The 18,188-nt window shown below is 59.8% G+C and carries 11 protein-coding genes; all 11 read right to left on the minus strand.

The window, feature by feature from the left end:
• Positions 1-103: 103 nt before the first annotated feature.
• Complete coding sequence (locus tag VGL38_14455) at positions 104-3,328, minus strand: hypothetical protein (GenBank protein HEY3296629.1); 3,225 nt, start codon at positions 3,326-3,328, stop codon at positions 104-106.
• Between the two features lie 314 nt (positions 3,329-3,642).
• Positions 3,643-7,464, minus strand: coding sequence for a M36 family metallopeptidase (locus VGL38_14460; GenBank protein ID HEY3296630.1), 3,822 nt, complete (start codon positions 7,462-7,464; stop codon positions 3,643-3,645).
• 231 nt (positions 7,465-7,695) lie between these two features.
• Complete coding sequence (locus tag VGL38_14465; protein HEY3296631.1) at positions 7,696-9,243, minus strand: T9SS type A sorting domain-containing protein; 1,548 nt, start codon at positions 9,241-9,243, stop codon at positions 7,696-7,698.
• A 60-nt stretch (positions 9,244-9,303) separates the two neighbouring features.
• Positions 9,304-10,923 (minus strand): bifunctional UDP-sugar hydrolase/5'-nucleotidase, encoded by a 1,620-nt coding sequence (locus VGL38_14470; protein HEY3296632.1) that lies wholly within the window; start codon positions 10,921-10,923, stop codon positions 9,304-9,306.
• A gap of 149 nt (positions 10,924-11,072) precedes the next feature.
• On the minus strand, positions 11,073-11,531 hold the full coding sequence (locus VGL38_14475) for a transposase (protein ID HEY3296633.1): 459 nt from the start codon (positions 11,529-11,531) through the stop codon (positions 11,073-11,075).
• Positions 11,532-11,588: 57 nt separating this feature from the next.
• Complete coding sequence (locus VGL38_14480) at positions 11,589-12,872, minus strand: hypothetical protein (GenBank protein HEY3296634.1); 1,284 nt, start codon at positions 12,870-12,872, stop codon at positions 11,589-11,591.
• A gap of 37 nt (positions 12,873-12,909) precedes the next feature.
• Positions 12,910-13,470 (minus strand): hypothetical protein, encoded by a 561-nt coding sequence (locus tag VGL38_14485; GenBank protein HEY3296635.1) that lies wholly within the window; start codon positions 13,468-13,470, stop codon positions 12,910-12,912.
• A gap of 35 nt (positions 13,471-13,505) precedes the next feature.
• A complete protein-coding gene (locus VGL38_14490) occupies positions 13,506-14,090 on the minus strand; it encodes a hypothetical protein (protein HEY3296636.1) in 585 nt (194 codons plus the stop codon).
• 2 nt (positions 14,091-14,092) lie between these two features.
• On the minus strand, positions 14,093-16,165 hold the full coding sequence (locus VGL38_14495; GenBank protein HEY3296637.1) for a YCF48-related protein: 2,073 nt from the start codon (positions 16,163-16,165) through the stop codon (positions 14,093-14,095).
• 130 nt (positions 16,166-16,295) lie between these two features.
• Positions 16,296-17,249 (minus strand): hypothetical protein, encoded by a 954-nt coding sequence (locus VGL38_14500; GenBank protein HEY3296638.1) that lies wholly within the window; start codon positions 17,247-17,249, stop codon positions 16,296-16,298.
• A complete protein-coding gene (locus VGL38_14505; protein HEY3296639.1) occupies positions 17,246-18,181 on the minus strand; it encodes a hypothetical protein in 936 nt (311 codons plus the stop codon). Before VGL38_14505 ends, VGL38_14500 begins: the two co-directional genes overlap by 4 nt.
• Positions 18,182-18,188: the final 7 nt, after the last annotated feature.

An 18,188-nucleotide genomic window follows, 5' to 3' on the forward strand; every position in this document is an offset into this window, starting at 1 on the left:
CCCTCGGTAAGGTCTTGCGTGCCGCAGACGTTGCCGGGATCGTCCGTCGCCAACTCTGCTGCTAATCTAACATATCCGCCTGCACAATGCAAGCGCCAACGGCTTAGGGGCAGATGCGGACCACCGCATAGTATTGACTGTCCAGAGTTTGCGCGGCTCCGGTGTGGATGTAGCGATCCCGGGTGGCCGCCGTGGGGGCGACATTCTGCGCCAGAACCTCCCAGTTGCCGCTGGGCCACTGGGCATAGGTGCTGGAATGGTAGACGGTATAGGTTCCGGCAAAGTCCCGGTCGGCGCTCCAGCGCAGGATGACGTCATCTCCCGAGCGGGTTGCGGTCAAATTGGTCACCTGACGGGGGATGCAGGGATCGCACGTCACCCAGGCGCGGTACTCCTGACCGCAGACGATCCCGCGATAGGCTGTAGGAGAGACATACAGCCAGTAGGTGCCTGCGGGCAGCTCGGCATTGGCCGACACGCAGACGGTATCACAGGCGTTGCCCGTGCCGATGTCACTATACATCAGGACCTGATCACAGCCGTTGTGGCCACCGGGGCCGGGGCCAATAATCGCGCTCATGACGGGGAAATGGGCCTTTACGCAGAAGCGTGGCGTTTCGGGATAGGTGAGCGTAAACGGCATCCAGTCGGTATCGCGCATCGGGCCGTTATTGCTGTAATAGGTTCCGCTCTGGCAGGAAATACTCTGCCCGCAGCGCAGTTCGGGACCGAAGGCGGGCGGAACGGAGTTGCAACCGCCGTTAAAATGATCCGCCGGGGAATTCCACGTGGAACAGGGCGGTTCGCTTTCGAGCAGATCGCCCACCGTGTTCAGATCCGTACAAGGGGCGCACGGACGACATGTGATCCACGTCCGGTAGGCCGTGCCGCAGGGCAGGTTCGACCAATCCTCGGGTAGGATGGCAAAGATGTAAGTGCCCGGATCCATGCATTGTGTGGAGCCGCTGACCAGGTCTCCCGCATATCCCCATGTCTCCACTAAACCGCCGTCACAACCCGGGCAATAATTGGAGAGAATCAGATAGGGATTGAATTCCGCGATGGCCGACATGCTGAGGATACAAGGCTCGGTCGTGGTAAAGCGGTACCAGTCAATGTCCCGATAGGTGTATGTGCCAAGACGGAACACTCCGGACGTGCCGTAGATGGTATCGCCACAGGCGATTTCCTCGAAGTTCGGCGGATTTCCGTCACAGCCGCCGTTATAGATGTCGTGATAATCATCCTGACAGATGGGTTCGCCCTCGGGGCGATCTCCCGGCTGCTGAGTGATGACCACCGGCCAAGCGCACGGCGTTTCCGTGATCGTAGCCCGGTAGTGCATGGTATCCAGCGGCGCAAGGTAGTAGGAAGGCTCAATCCGCAGAACGTAGGTGTTCGGCCGCAACGCGTGAGTGGTCAATGTCAGTGTGGAGCACGGCAGCAGAGTATAGTCCGAAGCATAACAGGCCTGATAGCTGCAACTGCGATCATAAATTCCCACATAAAAGGGGAACTCGGCTTGCATGGTTACGGTCACGGTGCCCGTGTCGCTCAGCGTGAACTCAAAGTTGTCCTCGTCGCCCCGCCGGTAATTATATTGAGCATCGCGCCACGTGAAACTGCGCCCATACACCGTTTGACCAAGATTAATCTGCTGGAAGGCAGAAGGGGTGGCGCAGCCATGGTCACAATCCACTCCGCTGCGGGACAGTTCGGGACTGTCGAAGCACTCGATGACGTCGCCCGGCTGGCTTTCGATGCGGCAGGTGGGCGCTGCGGTGACATGCAGGGTATAAGCGCCTTCGGTGCCATAGATGCTGTCGCGCAGAACCGGATAGTAGTACGTTCCGGGCTGCAGATTGCGGAAAATCAGTCCACCGCTCGGCCCCTGCTCGCACAGGCCGTAAGCACTCTCTGTGGAACGAATCATGGGGTGGCCTTCGCAGGGGCAGCCCTGAGCCAGCAAACTGTACATGGACAGCCAGTAGTCGGGGCTGCCGCAGATATTGATGATGACGTCAGAGGCCGTTTCTACCGTGAAGGCGTGCCACGTCTCACCGTCACCGTAGGTCAGAGAATCACAATCACGGCTGGCGCAACTGGTGTTTCCGGTAAAGGTGGCCGGCAAGGACTGCGGAGGGCCGGCATTCTCGCAATTGTCGTTAGGCGGACGAGTGGTGCAGACGGGTTGTTCTTCGACGGTCAGCGTCCATGCGCCACATTCCCCTTCATAGTAGCCTTCGATGTCCACGTAATAGACCCCGGCGCGGAGAAAGCGCGAGGCGATGAACGGGCGGCTGAAGTAATAGTAGGGATCGTAGGGACAGCCGTAGTCGCTGGTGGCAAGAATGGAGTCGGTGGCGCAGCAGCTTGAACTGAGATACAGACGCGCGTCCCACGGCTGGCTGTCACAAAGTCCGAAGGTGTAGCGGCCGTCATGGGAAATGGTCACGCGCACCATCTGATCGTCACCCGCTGCCAGCGGACAGTCATCGTGGGCGAAGCAGGTGTTGCCGGAGATTGATCCCGGTGCGGTCAGGTCGGCGTCGGGGTTGCATTCCGTGGCAACATTCACGGACAGGGAATAGTTTCCATGGCCATCGGTCGTATCGCCATCTACGATAACGTAGTACACGTTTCCGGCGGTAAGCGTCTGTGCGAGATGGAGGTAAGACCCCGAAGCGCAGGCAATTTCCGTGGCGCCGGGGCAGGCTCCGCCCGTACGGAGGCTGAAGGCTATGTAATAATCGGCGGGATCGCAGTCGAAGGCATGCAGTGCCGTGCGGGTCGGCGTGAACTGATAAATGACATCGGGCTGACCGGAATAAGCGGCACAGCTAATATCATAATCATTGTGCTTGCCGCGCAGCGAGCCTTCATCACGGAAGGGCAGCGCGGAAATCACGGTTGCCGGGCAGGCATCGCTGCCCTGATCCAGAGCGGAGTTTCCGTTGCGCGGATGGTTCTGCGGCGGTGGTGTACGGCGGTTGGGAACAACGCGCAATACATCACCCTCGCGGACCAACTGGGGCGTATTGTCTACTCCACCCTGAGGCGGCGGATTGACCGGTGGGGCATCTCCGGCGCGGGCGGTCAAGCAGCGATTGATGGGGCTGCGGTCGGGGTGCGGGCTGGCCGAGGGACCGCGGCTATCGGTGGCAGAGGACCCGGAATGGGGTTCGGTTGCGGAGAAGGCTCCGGCAGGAGCGGCAATGGGGCCACGGTTCGGATGAGACGGTGCGGGCTTGGACAGGGTGCTCGAGACGTAGGATCCCAAGAGAGCAAACAGCAAGGCGACAGCAAGACTGATACGCAAAGCTTTCATGACGGCTCCCTGATTGAAGGTGCGAACTTAAACTTATGGCGTAGATTGTACTACGCAATCCATATGCCGAAATCTAAGGCGTTTAGAAGTTATCAGAAACCGGTTGCTGCTCTAATCCTACTGTTTCCTTTGCAAGGCCTTAGCAACACACGCGACCCGAGATGGATTGTAGATCGGGAAATCATGTTTATGACGATCTGTGCAAAGGGATTCAAAGTGTGCAATTTTTGCGGATTCGTGCGTTGGATTACCGCCATAACACGCCAAGGGCGGCACTGTGGCCGCCCTTAGAGAGTGAGATGCAGAGGAGTTCGTTACGGCGTCGTGGAGGTCAGGACGCGGTAGAATTTCCGGGCGTCGGCAGCACCGGCGTCGATGAAGCTATTGGTTGTGGTGGTGCCGACCAGCGTGGTGAAGGGGCCATCCTCGTACAGGGCGCTGTAGATGTGATAGAACGGCGCACCGACGTTGGTCCAATCCAGATGCAGATCATTGCCGACGGGCAGAATGACCACGTCGCCGGGCGGAATCAGGCCGTAGCCGGACACGCGGATCATGCGGTTGCCACGGAAGGTGATGCTGTCGGTGACATTTTCCAGATGCCAACTGCTGTCACACGGGCTGTAAACATAACTGCGTCCGGCCAGAGCGCCGGTGGTGTCGGAGAGGAAGGATTCGAAGCCCGCGGCGGAATCGGGATTGGAGACGGCGACATAAAACGCGCCGCTCAATACAAAGGGCTGACCGTTATCGCGGAAGAAGACCGTGGTCCAGTTGTCGGGATTTTGCGGAACGCCGCCGATAACATTGCCGATGCTTCCGGCCACGCGGGTGACCACCGGAGTGCCCGGTAATCCGCCCGGACCGTCCGCATGGAGGATGCTGACCTGAACCTGCGAGTGAGCCGCATCAGGGTTGGCGGCGCTGATACCGACACGAACATTACAGAGCGCGAAAGGCAGCGCGGGAGCATCGAACTTGACCGCCCATTTGAAGGCCGTGTTGGAACTCCAGTTGCTGCGCTCGGCATTGCCGTCATCGTAACCCAGTTCGTTGCCACAGCTTTGCGCCACATAGAAGACATAGTGCGCCGTGGTGGAGGTCAGCAGACCTGCATCCGTGGCACTGAGGTAGTATTCATACGATCCCTCAACCAGTGAAGGAATCGTGGCGGCAAACTCATTGGCATTGCCGGTGGAAGGCATGGCCAGCGTGTTGAAGGATGGCGCGCCAACCAGACGATAGGAGATGGACGCGCTGACGCCCGGCGCATCATCGGTTACCAGCGTGGTTACCGTAAAGGGCGCGGGATTTTGATCATGCAGCGGATCGTGGACGATGACCGGCGGCTGATTGGGGGCGAAGATGCTGAAGTTCGCATCGGAGACATCGGATACGGTGGCGAAGCTTTCACTGGTGAGACGCACGCGGGCCACGCTGGTGACGGGTCCGGTGACGGTCCACGGATAGCTGCCGTTATTCAAGGCTCCTGTGGCGATGTTCTCCCACGCTCCGGCGGGATAGCTGCGGTTCAGATCCAGCGACACAGTGCCGGTGAGGCTCTGCGAGGTCCACGTGATGTTGTGGAGCGATCCGGTAGTCCAGCTTTCGGACCCGTTGGGTGACGTAACGGTCAGTGCGCGCGCGGCAATGGTGAAGTTGGCCGCAGACGTATCGGCGATGGAGGTGTGCGTCACGTGGTAAATCCGGATGCGCGCCGTGCCGGTAAGAGGAGCGGTTACTGTCCAGACGTAGACACCGGTATTGTTGGTGCTGGCAACGATGGTCTCCCACGTGGCTCCGGGATAGGTGCGATTGAGTTCGATTCTTACATCTTCGAGCAGCCCTGACGCCGTCCAGGTGATGGCATTGGCATCTCCGGTCAGCCATGTTTCGCCGCCATTGGGTGCGGTGAGAACGATGACGCGGACGCCAATGGTAAAGTTGGCATTGGAGGTGTCGGCCACGGTGGTCTGTGTAACGCCGCTAACGCGCACGCGAGCCGTGGTAGACGCCGCGCCGGTCAGTGTCCAACTGTAGGAGCCGGTGTTGGCCGTGCTGGCGACAATGGTCTCCCATGTGGCGCCGGGATAGGCGCGGTTCAGTTCGATCTTGACATTTTCGGCAAGACCCGAAGAGGTCCACGTGATGGTGTTGGCATCACCCACGTACCAGGATTCGCCGCCGTTGGGTGCGGTGAGGGTGATCTGCGGCCCCGAAGAGACGATGGTGAAGTTGGCGTTGGAGATGTCATTGACGGCGGTGTTGTTGTCCGCGCTGATACGAATACGCGCGGTGGCAGTAGCCGCGCCGCTGACCGTCCACGTGTAGCTGCCGGTGGAGAGGGCTGTGGTGTTGTTTACCAGTTCCCACGCGCCCGCCGGATAGCTGCGGTTGATTTCGATGCGGGCATTGCCCGTAAGATTGTAATAGGACCAGGAGATGGTGTGGGTCGTGCCCGTATTCCAAGATTCGCCGCCATTGGGCGCCAGACAGGAGATGGCGCCGGTCGAGGACAGCAGGCCGCGCGGCACGAAGCCCGCGTAGATATCCGGATAATGCACGCCACCGTAAAGACTGTTGTCGGCCGTCAAAATGGCGGCGGCGGCGGTGGGCATGGTCGCGGTTGTGCCCAGCGAAAAATGATGCTGCAGCACCACCTTGTCCATCACCGTGCGGCCCACGTTGGCGCGGTTGCGGGTGTCATAGCAGGCCTGCGACCAGATCTCGCCGTCGTCATGCACTTCGCCGTCGAGATTGGTGGGATAGACCTTGTTCTGTGTAAAGGTGCGGCCCGCCCAAAAGGTGTTGTGACCGTCCCAGTTGAAGATCCAGGAGTTGTTGAAGGACGAGATGGATTGGGAATAGGATCCGGCCCAGTAGTCGCCGAAGCCTTCGCCCATCGCACCTTCATCGCCGCCTGCACCGTAGTTGGGTACCTGACTGTTCTGAATGCCGTGACCGTATTCATGCCAGATCACATCGGCGTCTTCCGCGTCATCCACCCCGCCCTCACCGAAAGCAATCCGGTTCGTAGAAGGAACGTAGTGCGAGTTGTCCGCGCCGGACAAACCGTGCGGATCGCAGCCGATGGGAGCGTGCTGAATGTTGCTGAAACCGAGACTCTGGATCCAGCGCTGGGAAAGGTCAATGTGATAGTAGCACATCACATCTTCGAAGCCTTGAGCGTCACGCGTGAAGCTGAAACCGTTGGAATCGGTGGAGGTGACCGGATTGCCTGCCGGGCTCTCGAAGTTGAGCAGATTCACCCACGGTCCGGAAAGGCTGTAGACCCCGCCGGAGAAGGTAATGTCCGGCAACGTCACGGCCACGCGCTGTGCTTGAAGCTGGGTTGAGTTGGCATCGCTGTTGTCGGTGTAACCCGTCTGGCCATAGGTGGCTTGCGCCGTGGTCAGAGGATCGGGGACGAAGGCCATGCCGTGGCCGTTGAAGTCTTTTTCATTGTTGCGGACGCGGAAGACCTGCCCCGAGTTGCCGTCCACAAAGATCTGCCAGTCGCCGCGCGGCTGCTCGGCGGGCATGGAAACAATCCACGCCGGGCGGACGGTTGTATCTCCAGTCCACAGGACGGCGCGGGCCGAAGGTGCGCCTTGATCACGGCCAGAGGGCTTCAGATAGCTGCGGGCGATTTGAATGGCGGCATCTGCTGAGATGCCCATGCCGGTTTTCGCCGTGCGGTCCACGGGGAGCAGACCGTTGTACAGGAAGACGACGCGCATCCGGGAGTCGAACGTCACCACGGTTTCGCCGGGATAAACCGGCAGGCCGCCGACCTTGGCTTCAAAGGTGACGAAGCGGCTGCCTTGCGATTCGATGCTGCGCACAAGGGAGAGTTCTTCCGCCGCGTATCCGGTGACGGCGGTTTGCGTGGAGAGGTACCGGCGAGCAGCCTCCGCGGGAGAGCCCGAGAAGGGACCGACGGCCATTCCGAACAACGATTCAACCCGGCCTGTGGCTTTGTTGAGCACCTGTGTGCCCTGCCACTCGCCCGTGCCTGCCTGTTCGAAGGCGGCGTTAGGTGTAAGCAATGCCGAACGTGTGGCTTCACCCAGACCGAAACTGACCGTTGCCACAGCGAGAATGATCGCTGCGCTGATCCAAACTCTTGAATACAAGCCCATCCTGTGTCCTTCCTTGCGCAAATAATCCTGCTGACCCAATAACTTCGTATTTCGACGGCCTTTAATGTGCGTGCATCGATAGCTCTCCTGATACACAAGGTAAGGGCAACCGTGAGGAAAGTCAATAAGAAAGCGGCTGCCGGAATCTTTGTCCGGCAGCCGCAAGCGTTTTCAAATCTGGAGGTTAGCGCCCTAAGGCGACCTGCTCCGGGAATCCTGACCGACTTACCTCAAATAGAGCAGTTTGGCGGTCTGAGTCTGGGAAGCTCCAGTCAGACGCAGCAGGTACAAGCCGGAGGCCGCGGTCGGCGTCCAGGAGTAAGAATGCTCGCCGGGGGTTACGCCGGACAGCCGCTCGTGCAGCACTTCACGTCCCAGCACATCGTAGATTGTCAAGGTCAGGTCGCGCGCCGAACCAACGGTGTAGTGAATGAGTGCCGTGCCGTTGAAGGGATTGGGATACGGCATATCGAGGCGGAATTCGCCAACGGTGGCCATGCCGTGCGGATCATCGGCGCCGAGGGTGATGATGTCGTCGGTCGAACGGGGAATGATCTCGTAGTAGCCATCATACGGTGTGGCGACGTCATACTGGCTGATGATGCCGACCACACTGAAGGCTCCGGTGGGCTGGGGCGAGCCGTCGACGTTGGTCCACTTATTGATGGACAGTTCGATGGTGCCCTGATCATCGCTGATGATGAGGTTGTTGCTGTACTGACCTTCGGACGGCCAGGTGCCGCTGACGATGTGCACGTTGTTGATGCGGACCACCATGCCTTCATACTGCTCGAAGGGCGAGGCGCAGGTGATCAGGCTCGGAGTGGGCGGATTGACATGATTGGTGCGGTCGATGCGGTAGACGCAACTGCCGCTGCCGCCGGAGATGATTTCGGTGAGGCCACGGTAGAAGCCCACCCAGCCGGACACGGTCAGGCAGTCGCCGGCCACGATGTTCTCGGGAACGCCGCCACGGAAGATCTGCACGCCGGCATCATCATCCTGAATGAAGAACTTGGTCAGCGACGTGCTGTCGATGAGGTAGTTGTCGATGTTGACGATGCCGCGGAAAACCACAAAGGAGCTGTCCAATGTGGGAATGCCTTCGGCGTCATTGGCGCGGACCTGCGAGAGCGTTACATACTGCGGCACGCAGGGCACGCCCGCATTGGGAGCGCCGGGGGTCAGCGTCTCGTTGACGGTCCAGTCGGCGGCGTTGTCGCCGGTGTCCTGATGATCCGGCATGCGGGCCAGCGACTTGTTGGGGCCGGTGGAAGGCGGATTGTAATCGGGAGCATTGTGGCTGCCTTCACCCGTGCAACTGCCGGCGACACGGCATTCGCCGTAACAGAGGTGGTCCACGGTGGCGCCGTCAGCGTCCCGCAGATCGATGCCGTCGCAATCTATCTGGCTGGTGGAGCCGGCGTTCTGCCAGTCCACACCCGCGCCTCCCGCACCGCCGCAGACGTAATCCACGTTGGAAACGCTGGAAGTATTGCCGATGACAAAGTAGCCGTCGGCGGGAATGGTGGTGCCGTCGGGAATGGTGATGGTGACGTATTCCGCACCGCCGTTGCCATTGATGCCGACCAGCGTCCAGCCGCCGATGTCGGTTCCGGGCGTGCCCCACAGCTCCGTGAACATCAGATTGACGTCGTCGGTGCCCTGAGTGTCATACAGAATTTCGTTGAGCATCACGGCGTTGGCCGTGGACAGCAGGCCCAGACCGAGGACGGCCAGAGCCGCAAACAACATTAGCGTTTTGCGCAGCATGGGAGTTCTCCTAAAGATATGAAAGAGTGTAATGGACAAAGAGAAAATAGTGGAGGGATCTTACGGCTTGTCGCCGGTCGTCTGCCAGCGCCCGTCGAGTTTAGGATCGATGGGCGAATGTTCTTTGATGTATTCGAGCACCGCATCCCGCATAAAGACGCCGCTCTCGATGGCGGCCTGCGAGCGCAACGCCGCGAGTTTTTCCATGCCGCTGTTGCCTTCGAGCAGATAGTCGGTGGTGACGAGGCGGTAGGTGCTGTCCGGCTGATACGGTTTGCCGCCGATTTCCAGCGAGACCACGCGATCTCCTGCGGGACGCGCGCGGTCCACCTTGACCTTCATGCCGCTGACATACAGGCCGCTGCCGCCGTAAATCACCTTAGCCTCCAGAAGATCCTTCATGAACTTGCCGCTGACCATCACCGTGCCGAGAGTGTTGTCGAAGGGCAGCACATCGAACACATCATGCGGGGTAATTATGCCCGCAGGAATATCGGTACGCACGCCGCCCTTGTTGGTGATGGCGATATCGCCCTTCATCTTCCACTGCATGGCATCGCAGATCAGATTGCCGAGCAGCGATTCCCCTTCGCCGGTGCGCGTGATGGGCGCAATCGCTTCGCCGATGCGGTCATTGAAGCCCTTTTCCACGCGTTCGGCCACGGTGTCGATACTGGTGGCAACCTGCCGGTTACGCGGAAAGCGGTCCGACATCAGCGTGATCAGCGAGCCCTCATCCTGAAAGTTCTTCCAGCCGACGAGTTTTTTGGTGGTCAGATCGAACTCGAATTCGACGGCGAGCAGATTGGTGCCGCGGCCATAGCCCTGAAAGCAGGGCGTGTGATTGACCGGATCCACCCACGGTTCCTGATAGCCGACGTGGATATCGCCGGCGAACAGAATATCGATGCCCGGCACGCGCCGCACCAGCTCCATGGCGTTCTTCGCATAGTCGGATTTCCAGCCTTCTTTCTCGCGCTTCTCGACGTCGTCATAGGCTTCCCAGCGGTCAAAGGGCAGACCGAAGTGGCAGGCGGCAATCACAATGTCGCAGCCCTTGGCGCGCAGCGTATCGCGGTAGGCGGCCAGCGTGGGGACTTCCGGCGCGAAGAACAGGTTGTGGATATTTTCCTTGAAGGCTTCGCGCACGGTGCCGGCGGTGGTGATGCCCACAATGCCGATTTTGAGCTTGCCGAAATCGCGGATCAGATACGGCTTGGCAAAGTGCGTATACACACCGTTGGTGGTATCGTAGACATTGGCCGAGAGCACGGTGAATTCGGCTTCGGTCATCAGCTTTTCCGGAACCACGCGGCTGAGATCGAATTCATGATTGCCGAGCACCCAGGCGTCGTAGCCGACTTCGTTCATGTAGCGCACGACGGCATCGCCCTTGGTCTTGGTACCGACCAGCGTGCCCTGAAAGATGTCGCCGGTATCCAGCAGCAGAAAGCCGTCCCCCTTGGTGTGGCAGTACTGGCGCATGTAGGAAATCAAGGTCGAGGCGGACGCGCCACCGCCAAGCTGCGGCGGAAATTCGGGATTCATGAACGTGGCCAGCGACGAGTCCACGCCGCCGTGCACGTCATTGGAATGGCACACCACCAGCGACCACGTCTCGCCCGCACAGGCCACCGCAGCCCACAGCAGAACGGAAAAAATAAGCAGAAAATGTTTCATTTGTGTGTGAAAGAAGTTTACTACTCCGCACCCTCCGGGTGCGGGTGAAAAACGGAAGATCGCGCCTTCGATCTATCATCCCGGGTGCGGGTGAAGGACCGAGCGCTCAGAAATCTCCATCTACAATTACAAATTCCGCGCTGTGCATTTCAGAGGTCTACCCGCCAAGGTCCAGCTTCATTGGCATAATCCCGTGCGCTCGACCAATAATACAACTCAGGCTTGGCAACTAATCCTGCTCTTACAGGATTGAGATGAATGTAATGCAGTTTCTGCCGTAGGAATTTCTCGTTGACGACCACCTCGGACCAGTAACTGCGAGTCCACATTGGCCCACAGTTGATTTTGTGAGCCACGTAACTCTTGAATCGGTTCATCCATGCGTCAAGCGTTAAGGGGCTGAGCACCTGGACAATAAGATGAATGTGATCCTGCATGACCACGAAGCCATAAAGCTCTATCTCGCTTCTCGCGCGGTAGAAATCCCACGTATCCAGAATACATTGTGCGTTTTGGGCATCCGCGAACAGGGGCCGGGAAATGCTCAGGGTACTCGTTACGAAGAATGTGCGATCGCTTTCGAAACGATTTGCTGGGACGTTGCGCATGCCGGGCGTCCTGTTTTTCACCCACACCCGGAGGGTGTGGAGTAGTATCACAGGGGTTTACAGGTCATACTTCAGGGTCAGCATGCCGCGGAAGACGTCGGTTTCCACGTGGTCCTTGTCGGTGCGGTTCACGCCGCCATAAAGGGTCTGGGGGAACATGTCGGTGGAGACATAATTGACGGTGCCCATTTCCACGCCGAAATCGACGCTGACTTTGTGCACGGCAAACCCGATACCCGCCGTGAACAGGGAACTGGCATGCTCCTTGTCCGAGGGTGACGTGGTGTAGACATAGCCGAAGCGCACGGGCGCACCGGGCACCACCTGATGCTCGACACCGGCGCGGATTTCGAAGCTGTTGTTCAGAGTGGGATCGGTATCATGATAGGTGAAGATCTCGCCTTCGAGCAGCAGCAGCGGACGGAATTCGCTTTTGGGGCGGAATTGCAGTCCGGCGGAGAAGCGCTTGGGGTACTTGATGATCACATTGCCGCCGGCGCTGAGCGTGGTATCGATGCCCACCTGATGGACGTCATGTTCATGGGCATAGGTGCCGTTCTGCTTGAACTTGTACTCTCCCGTGGGCATGAGGGCACGCGCACCGAACTTCAGACGCTCGCCCAGCGCATAGGCCGCGCCGAAGTTGAGTTCGCCGGGGGCGCCGACGTTGGAATACTTCACACGATCCGCATAGTTCGCTGAATCGGAGCTGACATAATGCACACCGCGCGTGTAGGTCCAGGTGCCGGCCAGAGTGTTGAAGGCAAAGCCCAGCGAGAGCGGGCCGTGCATCTTCGCGGCGGCGGCGAGGGAAATGGTGCGCAGATCCCCGGAGACGTCCAGATCGTTCTCTCCGAGTTTCAGATCCATGATGCCGCCAGAAGCGTAACGGTCGCGGACTTCTTCATGGTAAGTGTAATCGAAGCTGTAGGCGGAGAAACTGGCCAGCGACAGCACAAGGGACTGGACCGCATCGGTCGGCAGCTTGTAGGCAATGCCGCCGTCCATCTTGGAATAGAGGTGATCGTTCAGCGCGTAGTTGTTGTACATCAACACGGCGTTGAAGGCGTCGAAGACGGGGTATTTGCGGGTTTCCTTGATCCGGGCGATATTGCCCGAGAACAGGAAGCGCCAGCGCGTGGTTTGCTCGGCGAGGCCGGCGGGATTCCCCATGACGGCAGGCGGCCCCTCTTCATCGGTCAGATAGGCATGTCCAAGGCTCAACGACCGCGAAGAGAAGGCTCCGGGGCGGGTGCCCACGGTGGGATTGGGAAACTCCGACTGCGCGTAGCAGACGGCGGCGAACAGACACAGGGCGAAAAGCAGAATCAGGTGTCGCATGAACGAGTTCCGGTATGGAAATGGGACGTCAGATAGCTTAGCGAAGCGTGGATGGCGAGGCGGCCGCCTCGATGCGGATAATGTGCGGGCTTCCGATGATGGAGCCGATAACAGCGCCGGTGCAGGACCCACCGACGAGTTCGAGCGCCCACTGGGCAATCAGCGGTTCGATGAAGTGCTCCGCCGGCAGATAGTTGGCGCCGGTGAGTTGGACCAGTCCCCCCAAAGCCGCGCCGGACAGAAGGCCGAACAGCAGACCGTCACGCATGCCGCGGTTGCCGTCGGTGATGCGGACTTCCCTCACGTCCCACAGGGCCAGTGCCTGCCGGGGCTGGGGAGTCACATGGATACCGGAAGCACGCAGATCCTCCATCAGGTCCGGTTCGTGGAGTTTCCAGCGGATGGAGTCTGAGGCGAGAGTGACCGCATAGCCGTGATGTACCGAGCCGGCGGCACTGCTGACCTCTACCGGATACTGCCTGGCTGCCGTGTTGATGGCGGCATAGTGCTGTGCCGGGCTCTGCGGCGTAATGACCGAGTGCAGGGAGCAGCCGGACAGGAACACGCCCAGCGCAAGCGCGAGGAGCAGGGGCTTCATAGTATCCCTTGGAGTGGACAAACGGAAGGGAGAGCTTAGTCTTCCGATGCGAGTCTGCGGAGCCAGCGGTGAAAGGCGTAGACGACGGCCATCAAGATCACTTCCGCAACGGCGAAGAGCCACGGGAACCACGCCTTGCGCAGGCGGTCGGCCACCGCCTGCTGGGCGTAAGGGAGATAATACTCTTCGCGCAGCGGGCCGGAGGCAACCACGTAATGGATGCGCGTGGTATCCAGCCCCGGCGTGGTGCCCAGAAGCGAGTCCTTCAGGTAGACCCGCAGTCCCGGATAGTTGGGATTGTCCACCGCCACGACGGTGCGCAGATAGTCTGTAGCGGGGGTCGGTTTCCAGTTCAGAGCTTGATGCGCGAATGCCGAAAGGCGATCCGTGTTTGCGGCCAGCGAATCTTTCGGCGCGTTCTGCGCAGTCCACTCAGCAACCGCGCGGTGAAAGCCATCACTGGCAGCGCGCAGCGGCCAGAGGGCCATAAAGTCGGCAGCCACGCGCAGGTTGACGGCAAAGAGCGCGGTAAGCACAAACAGCATCACCAGCAGCGTCTCCGTCACGCGGAAGAGCGCACGCTCTTTTTCGAGAATCGCAGTTCTGGTGGCGCTGTCCATGGCTATTTCAATAAGATAAGTTTCTGCGACGTCGAACCCTTTGCCGCGCTCAGGCGGGCGAAGTAGATGCCGCTGGAAAGATCCTGGCCGTCAAAACGATACGTGTGGATTCCGGCACTGAGGAAACCATTCTGCAGCGTTGTGACGAGGCGGCCCGTCACATCGTAAACGGAAAGGGATGCCGCTCCGGAAACCGGGACCGCCATGCGGAGCATGGTACTCGCGTTGAAGGGATTGGGGTATGCACTCAGCGCGTAATCCCGCGTGACTGCCGGAACCGGAAGATGCGGAGTTGCCGCGGCTTCGCCGCCATAGTGAAGGATGATGCCGATTTGTCCAACTGCCCAGCCCTGCCCAGCGGTGGGGAAGGTGATGGCGGCCAGATCCCAGGGGATGCCGGAATCCCATCCGGTCCATGTGTTGCCGCCATCGGTAGTGCGCAGCATGACGCCGCTTCGTGCGGCGGCCCAGCCGTTCAGATGATCGGAAAAGGTGACGCTTTGCGGCGAGGCCTGCACGTTCATGCACGTCCACGTGGTGCCGGCATCGGTCGTGCGGGCGATGATGCCGTCGCCCACCGCCCAGGCGGAGTCCGTACCGATGGCCGCTACGCCGCCAAAGGAACTCAAGACCGGAAGGGTTTGCAAGTCCCAGGTTGCTCCGTCATCCGTGCTGTGCAGCACATCGCCGTAATCGCCCACCACGTAAACGGTTTGACCGCTGACGGCGATTCCATAAAGGAAGTGATCTGTGCCGCTGGTCTGTGCGGTCCAGCGAGCGCCGGAGTCGGTGGTGTAAAGAATTGTGCCCTGTGAGCCCACCGTCCAGCCGGTGTGCCCATCCTGCATGGCAATGGCCCACAGGTAGTAGCCGGTGCCGTAGTTTTGCGGCTGCCACGTCGCGCCGCCATCGGTGGTGCGGAGAATGGTCGCGCCATCGCCGACCACCCAGGCCGTATCGCGATCTGTCGCCCAAGTGCCGTACAAGTCTATCGTCGTTCCGGAACCGGACCGAACCCATGACCGGCCCCCGTCGGTGGTGCGATGGATCGAACCATTATCTCCCGCGGTCCAGCCGGTGCGTGGGTCGCAGAAATACACGCTCTGCACATTGTCCTGCAGATAGTAGCCGGTCAGCGAGGCCCACGTGGTGCCACCATCTTCGGTCTGAAGCACGCGCCCCATCTCGCCCACACTCCAGCCGTGCAGGCTGTCGCTGAACAATACCTTGCGGCAGCGGTTCAGTGGAATTGCCGTCTCATGCCAGGTGATTCCACCGTCAGCCGTGCGTAGCAGCGTGCCGTTGTCGGCGGCGATCCAGCCATGCAGCGGATCGGCAAAGTTTACACTGACAAAACCATTGCCGTCATATCCCAAATGCGGATCATTCCAGCTTGTGCCCCCATTGGTCGTATGCAGGATTTTGCTTCTATCGCCCGCCGCCCACCCGCTGCTGTCATCCACAAACTGCACACTCCACAAAATGCCGGTCTGCCAGGTGCCCATCTGGTCAATCCACGTCGTGCCTCCGTCCGAGGTGTAAAAGCGCGATCCAACGCTGCCGACGATCCAGCCGCGGCTGTCGTTCAGAAATTGGATGTCGTGGAGATCACTACCGGTATTCAGGATGGACACCGTCAGCCACGTCTCGCCACCATCGGTGGTGTGCAGGGCGAAGCCTCTGTAGCCTACAACCCAACCATTTTGCGCGTTGGTGAACGTCACGGCAACCAGCCGGAAATCCGTGGCCCGGTGCATCTCCCAGCTTTGACCGCTATTGGTCGTATGCAGCATCGTCCCCGAATCACCGACCGCCCAGGCCGTACTGCTGTTCAGCGCGAAAATGTCGCTAAGGTTTGCCTGAGTTCCGGAGGCCTGCGCGGCCCAGGTTACTCCGGCATCATCGGTGCGGATGACGGTTCCTTTTTGACCCACGGCCCATAGTACCGTGGGACTGACGCGCGCGATACTGTTCAGATCATTCAGCGTTGGATGGCAAGGCTGCACCTCCCATCCCTGTGCACAGACCAACGACACCACGGCGAGGCAACAGATGCAAAACAAAGAGCGTCTCATGACCTACCTCCGGCATTGTGTGTTTCAACGAAGCAACCCGGTGTCACCAAAGAAAAGGCCAAAAAGCTAAAAAGCCAAAATACCAAAAATGCCAAGGATGTGGAGCAGTCTTTCCTTCATCCTTCATCCTTCATCCTTCATCCGTGAGTCGCCGCACGGTGCGGTACCAGAAGGTCAAGGGGATGATCAGGATCAGCGGCAACAGAATCAGGGGCAGAAACGCTACGAGCAAGATCCGCATCTTGGCATAGCTGAAGTCGCGCGATCCGGTGAAGAACTCCATGCGCGGCCCGGCGGGATAGGTCCATTGCAGCGAGTCGCGGGACATATCCAGCGCGGGTGAAGCAAACAGCAGACTATCATTCAGATAGGCGCGCATGCCGGTGAGGAACTGGGGGTTGCCCGAAGTGGGCAGGGCAAAGGAGCCGTTGAGTTCCCAGGCCGGACCACCGTAAGCGAGCGGCGTCCCCTTGGGCGTGTCCAAGTCTTTAAAAAATGAAATCCAGTCGGCGTCAGCCTTGTAGACCGCGCCCCATTTGAGGCCGTTTTTGGATTCGGCAACCAGCCACATGCGGTAGTCGGCGTCCTGATGGTCGAAGTCCCGCAGCCAGAGACCGGCGGACCCGAAAGACTTGAGCGGCTGGGGTACACGGGTCGCGGTATCGAGGGCCGCAAGCACGGTTTCCACCTGCCGACGCGAAAGGGAATCGGGGAGTGTCTGCGGCCAGGTCAGCGCGGAACCGCTCTTGACAAACACCGCCGCCCCATGATCGAAATGCGAGACAAGCTGTTCGGCCCATAGTTGCTGAGCGGAGGCAACCGCTGGAGGCGGCGAGGCCGCGACGCCGATGCCCTGATCCACCTCATAACGCAGATACTCATAGTAGAGACGCAGCGAGTTGCTTCTGAGCTGTGTCTGCCGCTCGATGCGGGGAATGAAATGCAGTCCATATAAGACGAACCCACCCGCCAGCGAGATCATCACCAGCAGAATCACCGTCACACGAAAACGATTTTTGGCTTTCTTGCGGATCTGCGCTTTGGCGGCGTCCTGCGGTCCCGCCGGATTCTGCGGATTGATCAAGAGGACCCCGCATCGTTGGCCGTCAGGTGGTGGATCTGACGGTAGTCATGGAAGAAGGGGACAATCAGCACCAGCGGCAGAAACAGAATCGGCCAGAAGGCCAGCCGCATGATTCTCCAGTGCGTGGAAATTTCCTGCCAGCTTGAGAGATAGCACTGCGCCTTGCGGCCATTGAAGTCATAGGTACAGGAGGGACGCGTGGTGTCAAGATCGCTGCTGGAAAAGATCAGACTGTCGTTCAGGAAGGCGCGCACGCCCATGTTCCAGCGGTTGGTGTTGGACCTCGGGAGGGCGAACATATCCTGCAGCGCCCACGCCGGAGAGCCGACCGCGGGGTCCACCGCCGCCGACAATTGAAGATTGCGGAAGAAGGCGATCCACGCGTCATTGGAACTCAGCAACACTCCCCAGCTCAGGCTGTCCTCGCCGCGGCTGAACAGCCACAGGCTGTGGATGTCATCCCCGGACTGAAAGCGCGCATGCAGCATCCGCGAATTTCCGAACCGTTCAGCCGTCAGTGTTTTGGGAGCATCCTGCTGCGCGGTCAGCCATCCGGTGACCGAATCAGCCGTCGTTTCGAAGCCGTAGGGTTTGCGGAGCCACGTCACGACTCCGTGTTCCACCAGACAGAGGGCGGACGGTTGATCGAACTCGTCGCCGAGTTGTACCGCCCAAATCTCCCGCCGGCTGGTGTCTGCGGGTGGCGGAAAAAGTCCCAGGTTTTGACCGCGCGCTGCTTCAAAGCGCGTGTACTCGCGGGTCAGCGCGGCGGACTCCCGCGCCAGCGTGGCGCGGCCATAGTTATCGGCAATGCGGTGCTGGGCATAGCGGGCAGCCACCGCCAGCCCGGAGATCAAAATCAGCATCACCACCATCCAGCGGAAGCGGCGTATGGAGGTCAGGCGGATCTGGGCGGCGGTTTGCTCAGGCATCTTGCGG

It is taken from the genome of bacterium (genome assembly GCA_036504735.1).
Classification (GTDB): Bacteria; Electryoneota; RPQS01; order RPQS01; family RPQS01; genus DASXUQ01.